This window comes from Nonomuraea sp. NPDC003707, from assembly GCF_053587055.1.
Window position 1 is genome coordinate 170,130 of the sequence record NZ_JBSFNK010000015.1, and the last position, 20,351, is coordinate 190,480.

General features: G+C 68.3%; 21 protein-coding genes. 17 read left to right on the top strand and 4 right to left on the bottom strand.

Features of this window, described 5'->3' with window-relative positions:
- Window positions 1-222 precede the first annotated feature (222 nt).
- Entirely contained in the window at window positions 223-543 is a 321-nt protein-coding gene (locus tag ACWDRB_RS34555; protein WP_449900804.1) for a hypothetical protein, read from the top strand.
- On the top strand, window positions 543-1,184 hold the full coding sequence (locus ACWDRB_RS34560) for a nucleotidyl transferase AbiEii/AbiGii toxin family protein (protein WP_449900807.1): 642 nt from the start codon (window positions 543-545) through the stop codon (window positions 1,182-1,184). Before ACWDRB_RS34555 ends, ACWDRB_RS34560 begins: the two co-directional genes overlap by 1 nt.
- Window positions 1,185-1,544: 360 nt before the next feature.
- Here the strand turns inward: ACWDRB_RS34560 and ACWDRB_RS34565 are convergent, their stop codons facing one another.
- Window positions 1,545-2,555 carry a LacI family DNA-binding transcriptional regulator gene (locus tag ACWDRB_RS34565; RefSeq protein ID WP_364244451.1) on the bottom strand — a complete coding sequence of 337 codons (1,011 nt, stop codon included), beginning with the start codon at window positions 2,553-2,555 and terminating at the stop codon, window positions 1,545-1,547.
- Window positions 2,556-2,777: 222 nt separating this feature from the next.
- Here ACWDRB_RS34565 and ACWDRB_RS34570 point away from each other — a divergent pair, with 222 nt between their 5' ends.
- From ACWDRB_RS34570 to ACWDRB_RS34600, 7 genes are all read left to right on the top strand, one after another.
- Window positions 2,778-4,055, top strand: coding sequence for an extracellular solute-binding protein (locus ACWDRB_RS34570; protein ID WP_449900810.1), 1,278 nt, complete (start codon window positions 2,778-2,780; stop codon window positions 4,053-4,055).
- Window positions 4,052-5,011 carry a carbohydrate ABC transporter permease gene (locus ACWDRB_RS34575; RefSeq protein ID WP_449900812.1) on the top strand — a complete coding sequence of 320 codons (960 nt, stop codon included), beginning with the start codon at window positions 4,052-4,054 and terminating at the stop codon, window positions 5,009-5,011. Before ACWDRB_RS34570 ends, ACWDRB_RS34575 begins: the two co-directional genes overlap by 4 nt.
- On the top strand, window positions 5,008-5,850 hold the full coding sequence (locus ACWDRB_RS34580; protein ID WP_397373488.1) for a carbohydrate ABC transporter permease: 843 nt from the start codon (window positions 5,008-5,010) through the stop codon (window positions 5,848-5,850). Before ACWDRB_RS34575 ends, ACWDRB_RS34580 begins: the two co-directional genes overlap by 4 nt.
- A 137-nt stretch (window positions 5,851-5,987) precedes the next feature.
- The gene (efeU, locus tag ACWDRB_RS34585; protein ID WP_350728642.1) at window positions 5,988-6,821 is read left to right on the top strand and encodes an iron uptake transporter permease EfeU; all 834 of its coding nucleotides are present in this window, start codon (window positions 5,988-5,990) and stop codon (window positions 6,819-6,821) included.
- A gap of 12 nt (window positions 6,822-6,833) precedes the next feature.
- Window positions 6,834-7,979 carry an iron uptake system protein EfeO gene (gene efeO / locus ACWDRB_RS34590; protein WP_449900817.1) on the top strand — a complete coding sequence of 382 codons (1,146 nt, stop codon included), beginning with the start codon at window positions 6,834-6,836 and terminating at the stop codon, window positions 7,977-7,979.
- Window positions 7,980-7,994: 15 nt separating this feature from the next.
- Window positions 7,995-9,248 carry an iron uptake transporter deferrochelatase/peroxidase subunit gene (gene efeB, locus ACWDRB_RS34595; protein ID WP_449900819.1) on the top strand — a complete coding sequence of 418 codons (1,254 nt, stop codon included), beginning with the start codon at window positions 7,995-7,997 and terminating at the stop codon, window positions 9,246-9,248.
- 540 nt (window positions 9,249-9,788) lie between these two features.
- Complete coding sequence (locus ACWDRB_RS34600; protein ID WP_449900822.1) at window positions 9,789-11,072, top strand: ATP-binding protein; 1,284 nt, start codon at window positions 9,789-9,791, stop codon at window positions 11,070-11,072.
- A gap of 248 nt (window positions 11,073-11,320) precedes the next feature.
- Here the strand turns inward: ACWDRB_RS34600 and ACWDRB_RS34605 are convergent, their stop codons facing one another.
- The gene (locus ACWDRB_RS34605; protein WP_449900824.1) at window positions 11,321-11,782 is read right to left on the bottom strand and encodes a hypothetical protein; all 462 of its coding nucleotides are present in this window, start codon (window positions 11,780-11,782) and stop codon (window positions 11,321-11,323) included.
- Between the two features lie 229 nt (window positions 11,783-12,011).
- The gene (locus ACWDRB_RS34610; RefSeq protein ID WP_449900826.1) at window positions 12,012-12,272 is read right to left on the bottom strand and encodes a hypothetical protein; all 261 of its coding nucleotides are present in this window, start codon (window positions 12,270-12,272) and stop codon (window positions 12,012-12,014) included.
- Window positions 12,273-12,514: 242 nt separating this feature from the next.
- Between ACWDRB_RS34610 and ACWDRB_RS34615 the strand changes: the two genes are divergently transcribed.
- Together ACWDRB_RS34615 and ACWDRB_RS34620 are read left to right on the top strand one after the other, a co-directional pair.
- Entirely contained in the window at window positions 12,515-12,874 is a 360-nt protein-coding gene (locus tag ACWDRB_RS34615; RefSeq protein WP_449900829.1) for a hypothetical protein, read from the top strand.
- Entirely contained in the window at window positions 12,871-13,140 is a 270-nt protein-coding gene (locus ACWDRB_RS34620; protein ID WP_449900832.1) for a hypothetical protein, read from the top strand. The genes ACWDRB_RS34615 and ACWDRB_RS34620 overlap by 4 nt, the downstream gene beginning before the upstream one ends.
- A gap of 348 nt (window positions 13,141-13,488) precedes the next feature.
- On the opposite strand, the gene ACWDRB_RS34625 is transcribed toward ACWDRB_RS34620, so the two are convergent.
- On the bottom strand, window positions 13,489-14,394 hold the full coding sequence (locus tag ACWDRB_RS34625; RefSeq protein ID WP_449900835.1) for a hypothetical protein: 906 nt from the start codon (window positions 14,392-14,394) through the stop codon (window positions 13,489-13,491).
- Between the two features lie 112 nt (window positions 14,395-14,506).
- On the opposite strand from ACWDRB_RS34625, the gene ACWDRB_RS34630 reads away from it, so the two are divergent.
- From ACWDRB_RS34630 to ACWDRB_RS34655, 6 genes are read left to right on the top strand one after another with little or no spacing between them, the layout of a single operon-like run.
- Complete coding sequence (locus ACWDRB_RS34630) at window positions 14,507-15,469, top strand: STM4015 family protein (RefSeq protein WP_449900836.1); 963 nt, start codon at window positions 14,507-14,509, stop codon at window positions 15,467-15,469.
- On the top strand, window positions 15,469-16,413 hold the full coding sequence (locus ACWDRB_RS34635) for an STM4015 family protein (protein ID WP_449900839.1): 945 nt from the start codon (window positions 15,469-15,471) through the stop codon (window positions 16,411-16,413). The genes ACWDRB_RS34630 and ACWDRB_RS34635 overlap by 1 nt, the downstream gene beginning before the upstream one ends.
- A gap of 5 nt (window positions 16,414-16,418) precedes the next feature.
- Window positions 16,419-17,459: an STM4014 family protein gene (locus tag ACWDRB_RS34640; RefSeq protein WP_449900841.1), complete on the top strand. Its 1,041-nt coding sequence runs from the start codon at window positions 16,419-16,421 to the stop codon at window positions 17,457-17,459.
- A 23-nt stretch (window positions 17,460-17,482) separates the two neighbouring features.
- Window positions 17,483-18,274, top strand: coding sequence for an STM4013/SEN3800 family hydrolase (locus tag ACWDRB_RS34645; RefSeq protein ID WP_449901011.1), 792 nt, complete (start codon window positions 17,483-17,485; stop codon window positions 18,272-18,274).
- Entirely contained in the window at window positions 18,261-19,526 is a 1,266-nt protein-coding gene (locus ACWDRB_RS34650; protein WP_449900843.1) for an STM4012 family radical SAM protein, read from the top strand. Before ACWDRB_RS34645 ends, ACWDRB_RS34650 begins: the two co-directional genes overlap by 14 nt.
- Window positions 19,520-20,350, top strand: coding sequence for an STM4011 family radical SAM protein (locus tag ACWDRB_RS34655; protein WP_449900846.1), 831 nt, complete (start codon window positions 19,520-19,522; stop codon window positions 20,348-20,350). Before ACWDRB_RS34650 ends, ACWDRB_RS34655 begins: the two co-directional genes overlap by 7 nt.
- Window position 20,351 lies beyond the last annotated feature (1 nt).

Below are 20,351 nucleotides of genomic sequence, written 5' to 3' on the forward strand. Positions count from 1 at the left end.
GGGTGGGCGATGGCGCCGAAGGCGCGGGGGGTGCGCCGTAAGGCGCCTGAATAGGGAACGCCTGAGTCCCCGCCCACCTACCTGTTGCCCCGGGTTCCTGATAGCGGCTCCACCCTCCATCGGTGTGGCGGCAAAGCTTAACCACTCTCCGTAGCCAGAGTTAGTACATCCGTCGGCAAGATCGACCTGCGCATCTGGCCTCGGATGGGTCACACTGGTGACATGGATGTCAGGGGATACGGAGCAGTCCGCCCTTACGTCGTGCCCGATACGTTGGAGGAGCTCGCCGGGCCCGTCAGGGGTGTCGTCTCGCTTCCCCATCACCTCGACTGGGGACCGAAACGCAGCTATGACCTTGAGCAGGTTGCCGATGCGCGGCTGATGTACATGCGTGTGATCCGAGAGAGTGCCACGCCTGACGACCTACGGCATTTCCTGAACGCCTCACTCCTGCGGCGCCTCTGGCCGGAGTTGGTCCTGCCGCCGCGGGTTCGCGCCCTGTGGCTGGACCGCTTCCCCGAGTTGCAGCGCCAAGCCGCCTGATGGACGAATTCCACCGTCGCCTGGCCAGCATTGCTCTGGCAGCAGCAGCAGATCACGGCTTCGCTCTGGCAGGCGGCTACGCGGTGCAAGCCTATGGCGTACTTCAGCGGCCAAGCGAAGACATCGACCTGTTCACCTCCAGCCTCCGCGGCGACTTCGCGGAGGGGGTCAGGAAAGTCCAGGATGCTTATGCCGTCCAAGGCCTAACCGTCAAAGTCGATCTCGACAGCCCGCAGTTCGTACGACTTAGCGTTTCCGATCCTGCAATCGGCCGGACCAGCAAGGTCGAATTGGCAACCGACCTGCGGTCGCACCCGCCGATCACCATGGAGATCGGTCCGGTCATCCACCTTGATGACGTTGCAGGAGGCAAGGTTGAGGCGCTGTTCACCCGAGCGGAAGTTCGTGATTTCATCGACGTCGACGCGTTGATCACCAGCAATCGGTTCACCCGGAACCAGTTGCTTGACCTTGCCGCATCCCGTGACCTCGGCTTCGATCGCGCCACGTTCGCGCAAATGCTCTCCGCTCTGGAGCTCTATCCGGACAGCGAGTTCCTCGCCTATGGCCTGATAGAGGCTGAGGTGCGCAAACTCCGCACCCGTTTCGATGAGTGGCGCACCGATCTTTCCCGAAACTAGCTCCTGCCGCACGCTGAGTTGCTGGCTGGGGCTCGAACTCGGGGGTATCTGCTGGTGTCTCGCCTGTTCAAGGGTGTCGGCCGGCCCACGGGGGCCTTTGGCGAGCGGGGTGGGCTCCAGCAGGCCAGACCAGTAACCGGCCCACGGGTGGGCGATGGCGCCGAAGGCGCGGGGGGTGCGCCGAAGGCGCCTGAATAGGGGACGGCTGAGCCCCGGGCGCGAAGCGCCCCCCGCGAAGACCTTTGCGCCGCCAGGCGTGGCCAGGGACGAGCGGAGCGAGGACCGCTCGGGGCGGTGTCCAGCAGGCCCACCACCCGGATGGGCAACGGGTGGGCGAGCCTGGCCCACCTACCCGGATGCCTACTCGTGGCGGGCCGTGCTGTCTCGGACGATGAGTTCCGTTGCCAGTTCGACCCGCTTGGTCTCCGGGACCTCGCCGCGGCCCATGGCCAGGACCGTGCGGGTGGCGAGGGCGGCCATCTCCTGCAGCGGCTGGCGTACCGTGGTCAGGGGTGGCCAGGCCGACTTGGACAGGGGCAGGTCGTCGAAGCCCACCACGCTCAGGTCCTCGGGGACGCGAAGGCCGCGCTGGCGGGCCGCCTCGAACACGCCGAAGGCCATCAGGTCACTCCCGGCGAAGATCGCCGTCGGGGGCGCGTCCAGGGAGAGCAGCGCGTGGCCCTCGTCGTGGCCGGACTCCACCAGGAACGTGCCGCGGCGGATCAGCTCCGGCTCGATCGGCACCCCGGCCGTCTCCAGGGCCGCGCGGTAGCCGTCCACGCGGGCCTGGCTGCACAGCATGTCCGTGGGGCCGCTGATCATGCCGATGCGCCGGTGGCCGAGTTCGAGCAGGTGGCGGGTGGCGGCCAGGCCGCCGTTCCAGTTGGTGGCCCCGACCGAGACGACGCCGGGGGCGGGCTCGCCCTCCGGGTCGACCACCGCGAACGGGAGCGAGCGCGCGCTGAGCTGGGCCTGGATGCCGGTGGACAGGCGCGAGGCGACGATGACCACGCCGTCGGTACGGCGGGCGGCCAGGCGTTCGAGCCAGTCGCGGCCCGGTCCGGCATGAGTGTGCAGGACGGAGATGACCACGCTGGCCCCGGCCTCGTGGGCCGCGCCCTCCGCGCCGCGCACGATCTCCATGGCCCACGGCGACTCGATCTCGGCGAAGACCAGGTCGACCAGGCCGGCCGGGGTGTCGTCCTGGCTGATGCGCCGCTGGTAGCCGTGTTCCTGCAGGAGTCGTTCGACTCGATGGCGGGTCGCCGGAGCGACCTCTGGACGTCCGTTGATGACCTTGGACACCGTCGGAATGGAGACCCCGGCCTCTTCCGCGATCAGTGCGATCGTCACCCGCCGCTTCGCTGACACGTTCGGGAGTGTATCCGAAAGTTTCGGTTTGGGATCGCTCCCACTCGAGGTGTTGACGCTTTACGCAGCGTTTACCTACGATCCAGAAAGCGAAACTATCGGGGAGGTAACGAAACTTTCGCCCGGTGCGCCGCGTTGTGCCCCATGAGTCACGCTGAGTCCCGCGAATCACGTGCAGGGGTCCGTACGGCAGGCCGAGCCAGTCTGAGGGAAGGACCCCTGATGAAACGCAGTCTGGTGTTGATCGCGACCGCAGTGCTCATAACCGGCTGCGGCGGTGGGGGCAGCACTACGGCCCCACAGCAGAGCGGCTCGGCGGCCAAGGTCACTCTTGAATGGTGGCACCTGTCGACCGCGGAGCCGCTCAAGTCCCTCTGGGCGCAGCGGGCCAAGGACTTCGAGGCCAAGCATCCCAACGTCACCATCAAGGCGACCGTTCTGGAGAACGACGCGTACAAGGCCAAGCTGACCACGATCACGCAGTCCGGCAAGGCCCCCGACCTGTTCGCCACGTGGGGCGGCGGCGTGCTCAAGCAGCAGATCGACGCCGGGCTGGTCAAGGACATCTCCTCCGACGTCGCCGACGTCCTGCCCAGCTTCACTCCGGCGGCGCTGAGCGCGTACCAGTTCGACGGCAAGACGTACGGGCTCCCGACCGACATCGGCCTGGTCGGCTTCTGGTACAACAAGAAACTCTTCGCCGAGGCCGGCATCACGCAGCCGCCCGCCACGTGGTCGGCGTTCCTCGAGGACGTCAAGAAGCTCAAGACGGCGGGCGTCACCCCGATCGCCCTGGCCGGCAAGGAGAAGTGGCCGGGCCACTACTACTGGGCCTACCTCGCCATGCGCATCGCCGGCCTCGACGCGCTCAAGCAGGCGGCCGTCGACCACGACTTCACCAAGCCCGACTTCGTGGCCGCCGGACAGCAGGTCAAGGCGCTGGCGGACCTGCAGCCGTTCCAGAAGGGCTTCCTCGGCGCGGGGTACGGCACCCCGGACGGCCAGGCGGCCACCATGTCGAACGGCAAGGCCGCCATGGAGCTGATGGGCCAGTGGGCGCCCGCCGTGCAGAAGGACGCCGGCAAGGGCCTCGGCGACGACCTGGGCTTCTTCCCCTTCCCCGCGGTCGAGGGCGGCAAGGGCTCGATCTCCGACGCGTTCGGCGGTGGCGGCGGCCTGGCCGTGGGCGCGGACGCCCCCGCGGAGGCCGTGCAGTTCGTGAAGTTCATGACCGAGATGGACAACCACTCCAAGGCCGTGGCGGCCGGCGGCGTGCTGCCGGTGCTCAAGGGCGAGGAGAGCGCGGTCACGGACCCCAACCTCAAGCAGGTGGCGACCGCGCTGGCCGCGGCCGGCGGCTACCAGCTCTACCTCGACCAGGCCTACCCGCCCGCCGTCGGCCAGCAGGTCAACGACAGCGTGGCCGAGCTCATCGCCGGTACGAAGACGCCGGACGAAGTCGGCAAGGCCATCACCGAAGTGGCCAAGAGCGAAGGATGACGACCCTCCTCAAGGGGCCGGAGGCGGTCACGCTTCCGGCCCCCGCCCCTGCCGCCAGGCGGCGCGGCCGCTGGGTGACCATCGCCCTGTTCCTGCTGCCCGCCCTGGTCCTCTTCCTGCTGCTGGTCGTCGCACCCATCCTCGTGGCGTTCTACGCCAGCCTGTTCAGGTGGAACGGTTTCGGCGGCCTGCCGACCAACTTCATCGGGCTCGACAACTTCACCCGGCTCTTCGGCACCGAAATTTTCGGCCAGGACCTGTGGCACCTGCTGGTCCTCGTGCTGCTGTCGGTCTGCGTGCAGCTCCCGTTCTCGCTGGCCATCGCGATGCTGCTGAACCAGCGCATCCGCGGGCGGGCGCTGTACCGGGTGGTGTTCTTCGCGCCGTACGTGCTCTCCGAGGTCATCACCGGCGTGCTGTTCTCGATGATCCTCTCGCCCGAGTCGGGCATGGCTAACCAGTTCCTGTCGGTGTTCGGGCTCGACTCGGAGTGGCTGGCCGACCCCGACACCGTGATGCCGTCGCTCTTCCTGGTCATGACGTGGAAATATTTCGGCTTCCACATGATGATCTATCTCGCCGGGCGGCAGGCCATCCCGAACGAGCTCATCGAGGCCGCCCAGATCGACGGGGCTACGAGCTGGAAGACGTTCCGGCACATCACGCTGCCGCTGCTCGGGCCGACGATCCGGATCAGCGTCTTCCTGTCCGTCATCTACACGATCCAGCTCTTCGACCTGGTGTGGATCCTCACCCAGGGCGGGCCGTCGCACTCGTCCGAGACGATGGCCGTCACGATGATGGACTGGGGCTTCAAGCGCTCCCAGGTCGGCTACGCCAGCGCGATCAGCGTCGTGATGTTCGCGCTCAGCCTCGTCTTCGCCCTCGTCTACCAGCGGTTCGTGATGCGCCGCGACCTGGAGGGCGCGACCACCTCGATGGGAGAGCGCCGATGATCCATCGGAAGAAGTCCTCGCCGCGGCGCAACACCCTGCCGCTGCATCTGATCGCGTGGATCGTCGGCCTGTTCATCATCATCCCGGTGGTGTACGCGCTGATCGGCGGCTTCAAGTCCACCAGCGAGCTGTCCACCAACCCGTTCGGCCTGCCCAGCACCTGGGCGACGGACAACTACACCGACGTGATCGGCTCCGGCTCGTTCTGGCTGCAGCTGTGGAACAGCACGTTCATCGCGGTCGTGACGACCGTGCTGACCGTCGGGGTGTCGGCGCTGGCGGGGTTCGTCTTCGCCAGGTTCGCCTTCCGCGGCAGGGAGCTGTTCTTCACGCTGTTCACGGCCGGGCTGATGTTCCCGTTCGCGGTGGCCATCCTGCCGATCTTCGTGCTGCTGCGCACGTTCGGGCTGCTGGGCAACCCGCTCGGCGTGATCCTCACGCAGGCGGCCTTCGGCCTGCCGCTGACGATCATCATTCTGCGCGGCTTCTTCCGCGGCATCCCGGGCGAGATCGAGGAGGCGGCCATCATCGACGGCTGCAGCCCGTTCGGCTTCTTCTGGCGGATCCTGCTGCCGATGGCCAGGCCCGCCATCGCCACCGTCTCGGTACTGGCCATCGTGGGGAGCTGGAACAACTTCATGCTGCCGCTCGTGGTCTTCAGCGAGGAGTCGAGCTGGACGCTGCCGCTGGGCATCCAGCAGTTCCAGGGCCAGTACGCCTCCGACACCGCCCGCATCCTGGCCTATCTCGTCCTGGCCATGGTGCCCGCGCTCGGGTTCTACGCCGTCGCGGAACGTCACCTGGTCGGCGGTCTCACCGCGGGCGCGACGAAGGGATGATCACCTTCCACCTGCGAACGTGACTCGCCGCACACTGTCGCTTCCAGCTCTTGCGCTAGGTATGCTTCGCCTGCCCTAATTTAGGTAAGCCTTTCCTCAGGGAATGCCAAGCAAAACCTCAGCAAACGGGAGTGACGGTGCTCGCCAGTTACCTCATCGGACTGCGCGAAGGTCTCGAGGCGGCACTCGTCGTCTCAGTCCTGGTCGCCTTCCTGGTCAAAAGTGACCGCAAGGACAAGCTCCCGCAAGTGTGGACGGGAGTCGGCGCGGCCGTCGCGCTGTCCGTCGGGTTCGGGGCACTGCTGACGTTCACCGCCGCCCATCTGGGACACACCGGGCAGGAGCTGTTCGACGCGATCACCTCGCTGCTCGCCGTCGTGTTCGTCACCTGGATGATCTTCTGGATGCGGCGAGCGGCCCGCGCGCTCTCCGGCGAGCTGCGGGGCAAGCTCTCCGACGCGCTGGAGCTCGGCTCGATCGCGGTGGTCGTGATGGCGTTCCTCGCCGTCGCCCGCGAAGGGCTGGAGACGGCGATCCTGTTCTTCGCCTCCGTGCAGGGCGCCGTCACCACGCCGGAGCCGCTCATCGGCATCAGCCTGGGGCTGCTCACCTCCGTACTCATCGGCTGGGGCCTCTACCGCAGCGCCGTGAAGATCAACCTCACCAAGTTCTTCACCTGGACGGGGCTGCTGCTGATCCTCGTGGCCGCGGGCATCTTCAAGTACGGCGTGCACGACCTGCAGGAGGCCAACATCCTGCCCGGCCTGAGCACCTACGCCTTCGACATCAGCAGCGTCATCCCCGCCGACTCCTGGTACGGCACCCTGCTGTCGGGCATGTTGAACATCACGCCCCAGCCCAGCGTCGCCGAGGTCATCGCCTGGGCCTGCTACCTCGTCCCCACCCTTTTCTTCTTCCTGCGCAACACGCGGGTGAAGTCCACGCCGTCGCCCGCTTCCTCCGCGGCCTGAAACAGGAGCATCATGCGCACCCCCATCCGCCTGTCCTTCGGGGCGCTCGCCCTGGCGACGCTGGCCGCCTGCGGCTCGGGCAACACCCCCGCCGCCTCCCCCGCCTCCGGCTCCGCCCCCGCCAAGCCGGGCAAGGTCACCGTGGCGGCGTCCGACACGGAGTGCAAGGTCGGCGCGTCCGAGGTCGCGGCGGGCACCACGACGTTCACGATCACGAACGGCGGCACCAAGGTGACCGAGTTCTACGTGTTCGCCCCCGGTGACCGGGTCATGGCCGAGGTCGAGAACATCGTGCCCGGGCTGACCAGAGAGCTCATCGCCGAACTGCCGGCGGGCGCGTACGAGACCGCGTGCAAGCCCGGCATGGTCGGCAAGGGCATCCGCAACGCGTTCAAGGTGACCGGCGAGCACAAGGCGCTCACCGAGGACGCCAAGCTCGCCGACGCGGTCGCCAGCTACAAGCGCTACATCAAGTCGCAGAGCGACACGCTGCTGGTCAAGACGCAGGAGTTCGTGGACGCGGTCAAGGGCGGGAAGATCGACCAGGCCAAGGAGCTGTTCCCGGTCGCGCGTACGTACTGGGAGCGCATCGAGCCGGTGGCCGAGATCTTCGGCGACCTCGACCCGGCCATCGACGCCCGCGAGGCGGACCTGGCCGACGGCGAGGAGTGGACCGGCTTCCACAGGATCGAGAAGGACCTGTGGATCAAGAAGGACATCAGCAAGGACGGCGCCATCGCGGACAAGCTGATCGCCGACGTCAAGACGATCGTGGACAAGTCGAACGCCGCCGAGCTGACTCCCCTGAACCTGGCCAACGGCGCCAAGGAACTGCTCGACGAGGTCGCCACCGGCAAGATCACCGGCGAGGAGGACATCTGGTCGCACACCGACCTGTGGGACTTCGACGCCAACCTCGAAGGCTCCAAGGCGGCCGTGCAGTCGCTCAGGCCGGTGCTGGAGGATCGGGCTCCCGACCTGGTCAAGACGCTGGACGAGAAGTTCACGGCGGCCGAGGCGGCGCTGGACGCGCACCAGAAGGGCGACGGCTGGCAGCTGCACAACGAGCTGTCCAAGGCCGAGCTGAAGACCTTGTCGGACGCGATCAACGCGCTGGCCGAGCCGATCAGCAAGATCGCGCCGGTCATCACCAAGTAGCGGGAGGTGACGGCAATGAGCCAGCGGGTGAGCCGCAGGGGGCTGTTCGGGCTGGGAGCCGCGGGCGCCGCCGTGGTCGGGGCCGGTGTCGTGGCCGCGAACACACTCTTCGAGGAGCCGCCGGTCGCGCACGCCTCCTCGACCTCCGACCCGTTCCCCTTCTATGGCGAGCACCAGTCGGGCATCGTCACTCCGGCGCAGGACCGGCTGCACTTCGTGGCGTTCGACGTCACCACGGACAAGCGCGCCGAGCTGGTCGAGCTGCTGCAGGAGTGGACGGCGGCGGCCGCGCGGCTCACGCAGGGCAAGGAGGCGGGGTCGTACGGTGCGGTGGGCGGCGCGCCGGAGGCCGCGCCCGACGACACGGGCGAGGCGCTGGGGCTGCCCGCGTCTGGGCTGACGCTGACGATCGGGTTCGGGGCGTCGCTGTTCGACGAGCGCTTCGGGCTGAAGGACAAGCGGCCGGCCGCTCTCGCCGACTTGCCGAAATTTCCGGGAGAGCAGCTTATTCCGGAAATTTCCGGTGGGGACATCTGCGTGCAGGCGTGCGCCCACGACCCCCAGGTCGCCGTGCACGCCATCCGCAACCTGGCCAGGATCGGCTTCGGCAAGGTCTCCGTACGCTGGTCGCAGCTCGGCTTCGGCCGTACGTCGTCCACGTCCCGCTCCCAGACGACCCCGCGCAACCTGATGGGCTTCAAGGACGGCACCAACAACCTCAAGCTGGAGGACGCCGCCCTGCTCCGCGACCAGCTGTGGGCCGCCGCGCAGGACGGCAGCGACTGGATGGCGGGCGGCTCGTACATGGTGACCAGGAAGATCCGGATGGCGATCGAGACCTGGGACCGCACGTCGCTCGTGGAGCAGGAGCAGATCTTCGGCCGGGACAAGGGCGAGGGGGCGCCGCTGGGCAAGAAGGCCGAGTTCGACCTGGTGGACTTCGCGTCCAAGGGGGCCGACGGGCAGCCGAACATCAAGGACGACGCCCACGTACGGCTCGCCCACCCGACCTCCAACGGCAACGCGCACCTGCTGCGCCGCGGCTACAACTTCGTGGACGGCTCCGACGGCCTCGGCCGCCTGGACGCGGGCCTGTTCTTCATCGCCTACCAGCGCGACCCGCGCAAGCAGTTCGTACCGGTACAGATGAACCTGGCCAAGCACGACGCCCTCAACGAGTACATCAAACACGTCTCCAGCGGCTTGTTCGCCTGCCCACCCGGGGTCCGCGACGCCGGCGACTACTGGGGCCGCACCCTCTTCGGATAGTCAGCAGTAGGTCGCGCGCCGCCACCCACCCGTTGCCCGGTCACCGGGTGGGCCTGCCGGACCCCACCCCGGGCCAAAGGTCTTCGCGGGGAGCGCTTCGCGCTCGGGGCTCAGGCGATGCTTCCAGTCGGGCCAAGCCCCGACCCGTGTAGGGCTTCGCTCCGCTCAGACGCCCTCATCAAGGCGCAGGCTTCGCCTGCGTGTTCCGGTAGTCGAAGAGTGGCAGCGTCGGCCAATGCGGGCGTGAATAGCACGTCCGGCTCCTGAACTCCTGGACGGATCCGGAACCGACGACAGCGCCCCGACCGCTTTTGAGGGCCGCAGTGGGCGGGTGGCCTGAACACTTCGCTGGGGCGCTCTTCGGCAAAGCGCCCACACAGGTATCGGCAGAACGCCCACGCATCCTGCGGCAGAACGTCCACATAATGTCCGGCAGAACGCCCACATAGCTAGCGGCAAACTGCCCACACAACCGGTTGACCTCCGGTAATCTCCGTCAGTGTGACACAGCCAGCTCTGTTCTCTCGCCGCGCCCAAGCCATGACCCTGGAAGCACTGGCGGACACGCGGGTGGTCGTCGTCAACGGCGCTCGGCAAGTTGGAAAGAGCACGCTGGCGAGCTTGATCGCCAGCCAGGTGGACAACGCCCGCCAGCTCTACCTGGATGACCCTGCGATCCTGGCCGCAGCCGAAGAGGATCCCGTCGACTTCGTCCGGCACGATGCACTTCTGCTGATCGATGAGATCCAGCGTGCCCCGCAACTACTCCTGCCGATCAAGCACGAGGTTGATCGGGATCCGCGCGCAGGCCGTTATCTCCTCACCGGTTCCGCACGCCTACTGGACCTACGCGATCTGCCAGACGCCCTGCCGGGCAGGACGGAGACCATCGAGTTGTGGCCACTGTCCCAGGGGGAGATCGACAGCGCTCCGGACGGCTTCGTGGATTACGTCTTCACACATGGCGCCGATGTTTCCATGCATCCCTGCTCGCTGCGTAAGCCTGACTACGTGGACAGGGCGCTGCGCGGCGGCTACCCGGAGGCGGTCCGGCGGGACCCGGGACGCCGGCGCAACAGGTTCTTCGACTCCTACATAACCGATCTGATCACCAGAGACGTCCGCCAGATCTCCGACATCGAGCGTCCGGCAGAGATGCGCAGGCTTCTCAGCGTCATAGCGGCCCGGATGGGAGGACTGGCGGTGGTCCAGTCGATCGCCGGCGACGTGGGTCTTCCTCGGGTAACGCTCTCCCGCTACTTGGACCTCCTGGAACTGGTCTTCGTGATCAAGCGCATACCGGCCTGGTCGTCGAATCTCACTCGCCGCGCCATATCCACACCCAAGCTGCTCGTCACAGACAGCGGACTCGGCGGCCAGCTCATCGGCATGTCACCCGAACGCGCTAGAGACGTCACCGCCCCCGTTGGCCCACTGCTCGAGAATTTCGCGATCGGTGAGGTGGCACGTCAGCTCACCTGGGCCAACGAACCCGTCCAGCTGTTCCACTACCGAGACCGCGACAAAGTGGAGGTGGACATCGTCCTGGAGCACGCATCCGGCGAAGTGATCGGCATTGAGATCAAAGCCGCCGAAACCGTCCGAGGCGACGACTTCCGTGGACTGCGCCACCTGGCCGACCGACTCGGAGCAAGATTTCGCGCTGGGTTCGTCCTCTATACCGGCGAACAGGTCCTGCCTTTCGGCGAGAGGCTGCGCGCACTCCCCATGGCATCCTTGTGGACGCTCGGCAACACGACCGAGAGGAATAGCCGGGTCAGCGCGCCGAAGCACGTATTTCCCTATGCGGGCGGGCGGATCTAGGGTCGAACCAGTGGCCCTGGATCGTAGATCTACAACGCCCAGGATCGCGACCATACCGGGAAGGCGGCCAAGAAGATCACGTACGAAATGGGCGAACTGCTCGCGAATCACGGCTCACCCGCCGAGCACAGAATCCACCCGCGCACCACGATCTGCCTGAGCCGCTGGTGTGCGATCCCCGCCCCCACCCCGTCGAAAGGCCCGACACCACCGCTCCGTTAATGGTTGTACGTCCTGGGAGCCTGCCGTCAGGAATCGTCTTTCGGGCGTGCGACCTCAGGCCCATCGCCGGGGAAGGGTCCCTGCAACTCGCCGGCAAGGCGCGGATCGCTCCAGATCACCGCGGTGGAGCGCCACGAGGTCAACGACCTCCCGAACGGCAACAACTCTCCCGTGTCCGCGCCCGCCATCAAGTGGCTGAGCAGCTCACGTACACACTCCTGGCGTTCCGTTTCGGGCAGCCAGGTGAGCCAGGGAAGCTCCTCCGCGAGGACGTCCTCCGCGAGTGCGCTGTTGCGGCGGGCCACGATGGCCAGCGCGCGAGCGGCGATACGCAGGCTGGTCATCCTCGCCTGGAATCGCTCGGCGCGCATCAGGATGAGGTTCTCGTCATCGCGTCGTTCGAGGATGACATCGGCGTTGTCCAGTGTGGGAAGCACCTCTGAGGGGCCCCTGAGGAACGCGCTGTACGGAAAGCTCTTGGTCGTCACCTCAGCAGGTTATCTGAAGTAGTTCAGATGTCGATCCCATTGCTCTGGCGATCGCCGCCGCGGCCAGGATGGTGGTACAGCGGGTGAGGAGCGGCAGGCCCCGCCGGTCCCCGGCGATGAGCAGGCATGCCGTACGGGCTTTTCATACCGGCCTGGTGTGCTGCACGCACGCGCACATCGCGCCGAACTCGGGTTTCCGCGCTGCTCCTGTCCCGCCAGGCTCATTCCGTCACGTAGCCGGACGTCCAGGCGTCTTCGTCGACTTCGACCTCGGCAGACAGAAACAGTCAGGCTCATCTCGAAACCCGGGGAGATTTCGAGCCACACTGATGCGCCGCTCGACACGATCCGGCGTCGAATAGACGCCCAGCAGTTTGACGTCGTCTCCCAAATCCTCACGAGCCGAGAATTCGCCATTGTCGAAGTGCGGAACGTTTCCGGCTTCGTCTACCGCGACGTGATGGACATGCCACAGGACGTACACCTTCACGCTACTCATCCCCGTCGAGGTCGAAGGCGACGTCGGCGAGCCGGACCGTCCGCACTTCGGAATAGCGTTCCCGGCATGGATTCGTTCGGCCCACGCGAAGAGGCGGCATTCTAGACCGAAGACCTGGCCACTCAAGAGTCCACGACGGGCGACTCGGCATGAGCATCGGGTGTCTGGCCTGCGGGCGTTGCCGCTGTCCTAGCGGAGAGGAGCGGCGAGCCCTCAAGGGGAGGAGTTCGCCCGTGCCGCAGGAACTCTGCGAGCAATCGCGTTCACGTCGTACCCTGAAGACCATGAAAGGCGGTGTCATGAGTGCTCAGCCCGTTGGCAGTGGCCCGGTAGACCATCCGAGAGTGCCGAAGACGATCGGCGGCATCTCCAACGCGCTGCGCGGAAGCCGCCGCGCTCAGTTCTTCGCCGAGCTTCTGGAAGCGCAGCAGGGCCCTGACCTAGACGGGGTCTTGACCGCTTGGTGGGGTCGCGCGATGCTCGACACCGATCCCGACCGGGATCGGGTACGCGCGGCGGCCGAAGCCGGAACCCTGCCGACCATGACCATGGATGAGGTCCTCCGTCGACGGCGGGAGAGCGGCACCCGGTGAGCGAGGACGACGATCTATGGCCTGTTGTGCCTTCAGAGATCGTGGCTGACACGCTTGCTGACCCGTCGGTCTCAGCGGAGGTTTTCTCGACGGTGGCGGCACTCACGGTCGCGATCTGTGAGGACCCATGGCTGGCTGGAAGCGAGCAAGTCGGTGCCGATCTCGATTGGAGGGAGATCTTGATACCTAAAGGGTATGGCATCGCGGAGTATCGGATCGACTGGAAGAACCAGCAAATAATCCTAACCCGCATAGTTCTGTTCTGACAGAATCCGCCTGTCACCGCTCCTCACTCTCGATCATCTCCTGCAGTCGGGGCAGCACTGATCCCTCCCCGTACCGAGTCTGAAGCCGGTCGGATAAACCGGTGAACAGGTCCTGCCTTTTCGGCGAGAGGCTGCGCGCACTCCCCATGGCGTCCTTGTGGACGCTCGGCAACACGACCGAGGGGGAACAGCCGGGTTGGTCAGCGCGCCAAAGCACGTATTTCCCTGTGCGGGGCGGGCGGGTCTAGGGTCGAAACGTTCGAGAATTCGCCATTGTCGAAGTGCGGAACGTTTCCGGCTTCGTCTACCGCGACGTGGTGGACATGCCACAGGATGTACACCTTCACGCTACTCATCCCCGTCGAGGTCGAAGGCGACGTCGGCGAGCCGGACCGTCCGCACCTCCGAGTCGTCCAGGAGCTTGCGCACGTCGGCGAGTTTCCAGCTGTCTACGACGAGCCCGTACACGAGGCCCTCCTTGGCCGCCCCGTCGAGCCACCCGTAGTCCAGCATGAACGCGCTGAGGTCGTATCCCTCGTCGAGTTGCCCGACCCACTTGCGGAACTCCGCCAGCGCCGGCTCGGGCTCGGTCTCGCACTGATAGGTGAGTTCGCCCTGGAGGAGGTCCTCGGTCATGTCGCGGTTCCAGACGACCGCGTTCAACGGGGGATCGTTGCTGGAGTCGTCGTACTCGAACCAGGACGGGGCGTAGACGTAGGAGACGTCCCGTCCTCCGCAGATCTTGTGCCTGCGGTTGAAGGCGATGAGCCGCTCGCTGGTCATCGGCTTCGCGAACTGCACGACCGCGACCGCGTCGAGCGTCTGGGGAAGCGCGTCGATGGTCTTCCGAACGTCTGCCGGGACGACTTCGGGGTCCGTCTCCAGGACGGAGATCGCGTAGGAGAATCTGCCGGACGGCCCGTCGAGGGAGGGGGCCCGGACGGTGCCGAACCAGTTCGGCGCGATCTCGTACTCCCTCCAGCCACCGCCGGGACCGGCCAGGCGTGGCTCGCCCCGCAGGGTGTAGGTGGTGTTCAGCAGCCATCCGGCGTCGTCGTGACCGTCCGACAGGCGTTTGTCCGGGTTCGCGACGCGGGCGGCGGTGCCGTACACCAAGGCCGTCCGATCGTCGTCGACGAACAACCACAGAAGCCGGTCGACCGCGCTCAAGGCCAGGTACAGCGCCGTGGTGACGGCCAGGACCTTGACGAGGGACCGGGCCACGTACGCCCAGTCGGGCTCCCTCACGTTCATCGGCGCACTCCTAGATCAAATCGGGTACGGCGCACCATAGCCGGTGGGACGGAAGTGTCGGCAGGTTCTGGTAGGACAGGACGCGTCAGGCCCCCCGACCCGAGGATCATCCGTGACCGACGACGACAATCCGAGCCGCTCGGACCGCTACACCGGCACCTACGCCGGCCTGCCCGTGGCCGAGGTGCCCGGGGACGAGGACGGGCCGTGGCCCGACGCCGGTCCCGTGGCGTGGCGGCTCAGCGCCGGCTGGGACGGCAGCCGCATCGCCGAGTGCTTCGACCGGTTCTTCGCGCACGTCGACACCGCGAAGGTCACGGCCGTCGTGATCGGCGCGTGGGAAGACTGCTACAGCGACAGCAGCGCGTCCATCGTCCGCCGCCTGGCCGACGAGGCCGGCCGGCTGCCCGAGCTGCGCTCGCTCTTCCTCGGCGCGATCTCGTCGGAGGAGTCCGAGATCTCCTGGATCCAGCAGTCCGACATCACGCCGCTGCTGGAGGCGTACCCGAAGCTTGAACGGCTGGAGGTGCGCGGCGGCTCCGGGCTCCGGATGCGGCCGGTGCGGCACGAGGCGCTGAAGAAGCTGCGGTTCGAGTCGGGCGGCCTGGACGGCTCGCTGGTCCGCGCCGTGGCCGCCAGCGACCTGCCCGCGCTGGAGCACCTGGAGCTCTGGCTGGGCGTCCCCGAGTACGGCGGCGACGGCAACGTCCCCGACGTCGACCCCATCCTCAGGGGTGAGCGGCTGCCCGCGCTGCGTCATCTGGGGCTGCAGGACAGCGAGATCCAGGACGAGCTCGCCGCCGCCGTGGCCACCGCGCCGATCGTGGCCAGGCTCGAGACGCTGCGCCTGTCGATGGGCGTGCTCACCGACGCCGGGGCGGAGGCGCTGCTCAGCGGCCAGCCGCTGACCCATCTGCGCGTGCTCGACCTGCACCACCACTACATGTCCGACGAGATGATGCGGCGGGTGACCGAGGCCCTGCCCGGGGTGGAGGTCGACGTGTCCGAGAACGAGGAGCCGGACATGGACGAAGAGGACGGCGAGACGTGGCGTTACGTGGCGGTGGACGAGTGATGCGGGAGTTCGACGAGCAGCCCAGCCACTACGACCGCTACGACCAGAGCTATGTCGGCCTGCCGGTGGCCGAGGTGCCGTGGCAGGGCGACGACAAGCCGCCCGAGGCCGGGTCCGCGGCCTGGCGGCTCAGCGCCCACACCTACGACGACGACCTCCCCGACCACGTCGCCGAGTGCTTCGACTGGTTCTTCGAGCACGTCGACACCTCGCAGGTCACCGCCGTCGTGATCGGCGGGTGGGAGGAGCCCTACGACACCGACAGCAGCGAAGTCGTCAGCCGCCTGGCCGACGAGGCCGGTCGGCTGCCCGAGCTGCGCTCGCTCTTCCTCGGCGCGATTTCGCCGGAGGACTGCGAGATCTCCTGGATCACGCAGTCGGACATCACGCCGCTGCTGGAGGCGTACCCGAAGCTGGAGCGGCTGGAGGTGCGCGGCGGCACCGGTCTGCGGTTCTCGCCGGTGCGGCACGAGTCGCTGAAGGTGCTGCGGTTCGAGACGGGAGGGCTGCTGGGAGAGGCGGTTCGCGGCGTCGGCGCGTGCGACCTGCCCGCGCTGGAGCACCTCGACATGTGGTTCGGGGTCGACGAGTACGGCGGTGACGCCACGGTCGGCGACGTCGCCGGGATCCTGGGCGGGGAGCGGCTGCCCCGGCTGCGCCACCTGGGGCTGCAGAACAGCCAGATCCAGGACGAGCTCGCCGCCGCCGTGGCGTCCGCGCCGATCGTGGCCGGGCTCGAGACGCTGAGCCTGGCGATGGGCGGGCTCACCGACGCCGGCGCGGAGGCGCTGCTCAGCGGCCAGCCGCTCACCCACCTGCGCCGGCTGGACCTCTCCCACCACGACATCGGCCTCGAGATGAGGGCCCGCCTGACCGCGGCGCTGCCGGGCGTCGACGTCGACCTGTCCGGCCCGGGCACGGGCTACGTGGCCGTGACGGAGTGAGTGGCGTGCGGTTCGCCGTGGTCGGGACGCCCGGGGATCGGCGGGTGACGATGTTCCGGGACGCCGCGGTGGCCGCCGGGCTGGCGGAGCCCCACGTGATCCCGTGGCGGGACGTGCTGGCCGGGCGGGAGATCGGCGCGCCCGAGGGTTCGTTGCTGCGCGTGGATTCGCCGGGCGAGGACGCCGGGGCCGACGAGCTGCTGCGCGGGCCCGGGGATCCCGCGCGGGTCGGCGGCGGGGCGGCCTGGTTCAAGGCGTTCACGGCGGGGCTGTCGCGGGTGGCCGCCATCCCGGGTGTGCGGCTGCTCGGCGACGTCGAGGAGATCGCGGTGATGTTCGACAAGCGGCGCTGCCACGCCGTGCTGGCCGGGGCGGGGGTGCCGGTGCCGCCCGCGTTCGAGGCCGGTTCGTACGACGGGCTGCGGGCGGAGATGGAGCGCCGGGGCTGGTCCCGGGTGTTCGTCAAGCCCGCGCACGGTTCGTCGGCGTCCGGGGTGATCGCGTTCCAGGCGCACGGCGACCGGGTGCGGGCCGTCACGTCGGCGGCCTGGGTCGACGGGGTGCTGTGCAACTCGCTGCGGGTGCGTACGTACACCTCCGCCGGTGACGTGCGGCGGATCGTCGACCTCCTCGCCGGCGACGGGCTGCACGTCGAGCGGTGGTTTCCGAAGGCGTCCACCGGCGGGAGGGTGTTCGACCTGCGGGTGGTGACCGTGGCCGGGGTCCCGACGCACGCGGTGCTGCGGGCCGGCGGCAGCCCGATGACCAACCTGCACCTCGGCGGGTCGCGGGGTGATCTGGACGCCGTACGGTCGCGGCCGGACCTGTGGGAGCGGGTGCTGGAGGCGTGCTCGCGGGCGGCGGCCTGCTTTCCCCGGAGCCTCAGCACGGGGGTGGACGTCATGGTGGGGGTGGATTGGCGGTCGGTGGCGGTGGCCGAGGTGAACGCGTTCGGGGATCTGCTACCGGGGTTGGGGGATCTCGCGGGGAACGGGCGGGACACGTACGCCGAGCAGGTACGCGCGGTCCTGGCGGGGGCGTGGTGAGCACAGGCGAGCCGGCGTTCGACATGAACGGGATCGTGGGGAGCCACGACATCCTCCTCGTCACGCTCGACACGCTCCGCCACGACGTCGCGGTCGCGCTCGAGGCCGCCGGGCTGCTGCCGAACCTCCTGCCGCCCGGCGCGTCCTGGGAGCGGCGGCACAGCCCGGGCAGCTTCACGTACGCCGCCCACGCCGCCATGTTCGTCGGGTTCCTGCCCACTCCGGTGACCCCGGGGCCGCATCCCCGGCTGTTCGCGGCCACGTTCCCGGGCAGCGAGACCACCGGGGGCCGTACGTGGGTGTTCGACGCGCCCGACCTGCCCGCCGGCCTCGCGCGGGCCGGCTACCACACGGTGTGCGTCGGCGGCGTCGGCTTCTTCAACAAGCTGACCCCGCTCGGGTCCACGCTGCCGAGCCTGTTCGCCGAGAGTCACTGGGAGCCGGCCTTCGGCGTGACGAACCCGTCGTCGCTGGAGCGCCAGATCGACCGCGCCGAGGAGGTGCTGGCCGACCGGCGCGAACCGGTCTTCCTGTTCGTCAACGTGTCGGCCCTGCACCAGCCGAACCACTTCTACCTGCCGGGAGCCGCCGGAGACTCGCTGGAGAGCCACGCGGCGGCGCTGCGGTACGTCGATCGGCACATCGGACGCCTCTACGCGCTGATGCGCCGCCGCCGTCCCTGCCTGGTGATCGTCTGTTCCGACCACGGCACGGCGTACGGCGAGGACGGCCACGTCGGCCACCGGATCGGCCACGAGGTGGTCTGGACGGTCCCCTACACCGAGTTCGTTCTGGAGAGCAATGCGGCCTTATGAGGGTTACGTCTACGCCTATCCGCACAAGACCGCCTACCGGCCGCTCGATCCGCGACCACGGCTCAAGGAGGTGTGGGCCGGGGAACGGCCGGGCGCGTTGTACGTACACATCCCGTTCTGCGAGATGCGCTGCGGCTTCTGCAACCTTTTCACCCGCACCGGCGCCCCGGAGGAGCTGGTCGCGGCCTACCTCGACGCGCTGGAGCGGCAGGCCGGCCAGGTACGGGACGCGCTGGAAGAGACCGCGTTCACCACGGCCGCGTTCGGTGGCGGGACGCCGACGTACCTCAGTGCTCGCGAGCTGACCCGGCTGTTCGACCTGACCGAGCGCACGATGGGGGTGGATCTCGCCCGGATCCCGCTTTCGGTGGAGACCTCCCCCGCCACCGCGACCCCCGACCGCCTGTCCGTCCTGGCCGAGCGCGGCACGTCCCGCGTCTCGATCGGCGTGCAGAGCTTCGTCGACGCCGAGGCCCGCTCCGCCGTACGCCCGCAGAAGCGGGCCGAGGTGGACGCGGCCCTCAACGCGATCAGGGCCTCGGGTGTGCCGGTGCTCAACATCGACCTGATCTACGGCATCGACGGGCAGACGCCGGAGTCGTGGCTGTACTCGCTGGACACCGCGCTCGGGTGGCGGCCCGAGGAGCTGTACCTGTACCCGCTCTACGTTCGGCCGCTGACGGGGCTCGGCAAGCAGGGCCGGGCATGGGACGACCAGCGGCTCGAACTGTACTGGGCCGGGCGCGAGCACCTGCTGGCCGCCGGGTACGAGCAGGTTTCGATGCGGATGTTCCGGCTGCCCGGCACGGGTTCGACCACCGGCTACTGCTGCCAGACCGACGGGATGGTGGGGCTGGGGTGCGGGGCGCGCTCGTACACGAGCGAGCTCCACTACTCGTTCGAGTACGCCGTGGGGGCGCGGCACGTGCGCTCGATCATCGACGACTACGTGCGGCAGGACGAGTTCGACGTGGCCAACGTGGGCTTCTCCCTGTCGCTCGAGGAGCGCAAGCGGCGCCACCTCATCCAGTCGCTGCTGCAGGGCGACGGGCTCTCGCGGCGGCTGTACGCGGAGCGGTTCGGCGGAGACGTGCTGGCCGACTTCGCCCTGGACGAGTTCGGCGAGTGGCTGCTGGCGGACCCGGCGACGGTCCGGCTGACGCCGGAGGGACTGGCCTACTCCGACGCGATCGGGCCCGCCCTCTTCTCGCCCGAGGTCAGGAGGCTCATGGAGGGGTACGCGGCGTGCTGACCATCCTCTACCGCGGGCCCCTCTCGAGCTGCGACTACGACTGCGCCTACTGCCCGTTCGCCAAGCGGCGCGACAGCCCCGAGCAGTTGCGGGCCGACCGGGAGGCGCTGGAGCGGTTCGCGGGCTGGGTGGGCGAGCAGCCGTTCGAGGTGTCGGTGCTGTTCACGCCGTGGGGTGAGGGCCTGGTCAGGTCGTGGTACCGCCGGGCCCTCGTGGAGCTCTCCTGGCTGCCCAACGTCGCCAAGGTCGCCATCCAGACGAACCTGAGCTGCCGTACCGACTGGCTCGCCGAGGCGTCGGACCGGGCCGCGCTGTGGGTGACGTATCACCCGACGCAGGTCGCGTACGACCGCTTCCTGGGCAAGCTCCGCTCGCTGCCGGTGCGCCACAGCGTCGGCATCGTCGGCGACCCCGCGCACCTGCCGGACGCGCGGCGGCTGCGGTCGGATCTGCCCGCGCAGACGTACCTGTGGGTGAACGCCGAGGAGGGCCGCCTCTATACCGACGAGGAGGCGGCCGAATGGTCGGCGATCGACCCGCTCTTCCACGTCAGCCGCTTCCCGCACCGGAGCGCCGGGCTGCCGTGCCGGACGGGCGACAGCGTCATCTCGGTGAACGGCGACGGCACCGTGCGCCGCTGCCACTTCATCCCGGAGACGCTGGGCAACCTGTACGACGGCTCCTACCGCGCGGCGCTGCGGCCCCGGCCCTGCCCCGCCACGGCCTGCGACTGCCACATCGGCTACGTGCATCTGGAGCCGCTCGGCCTCTACGACGTCTTCACCGGCGGTGTCCTCGAACGCATCCCGGCGGTCTGGCCCTGAC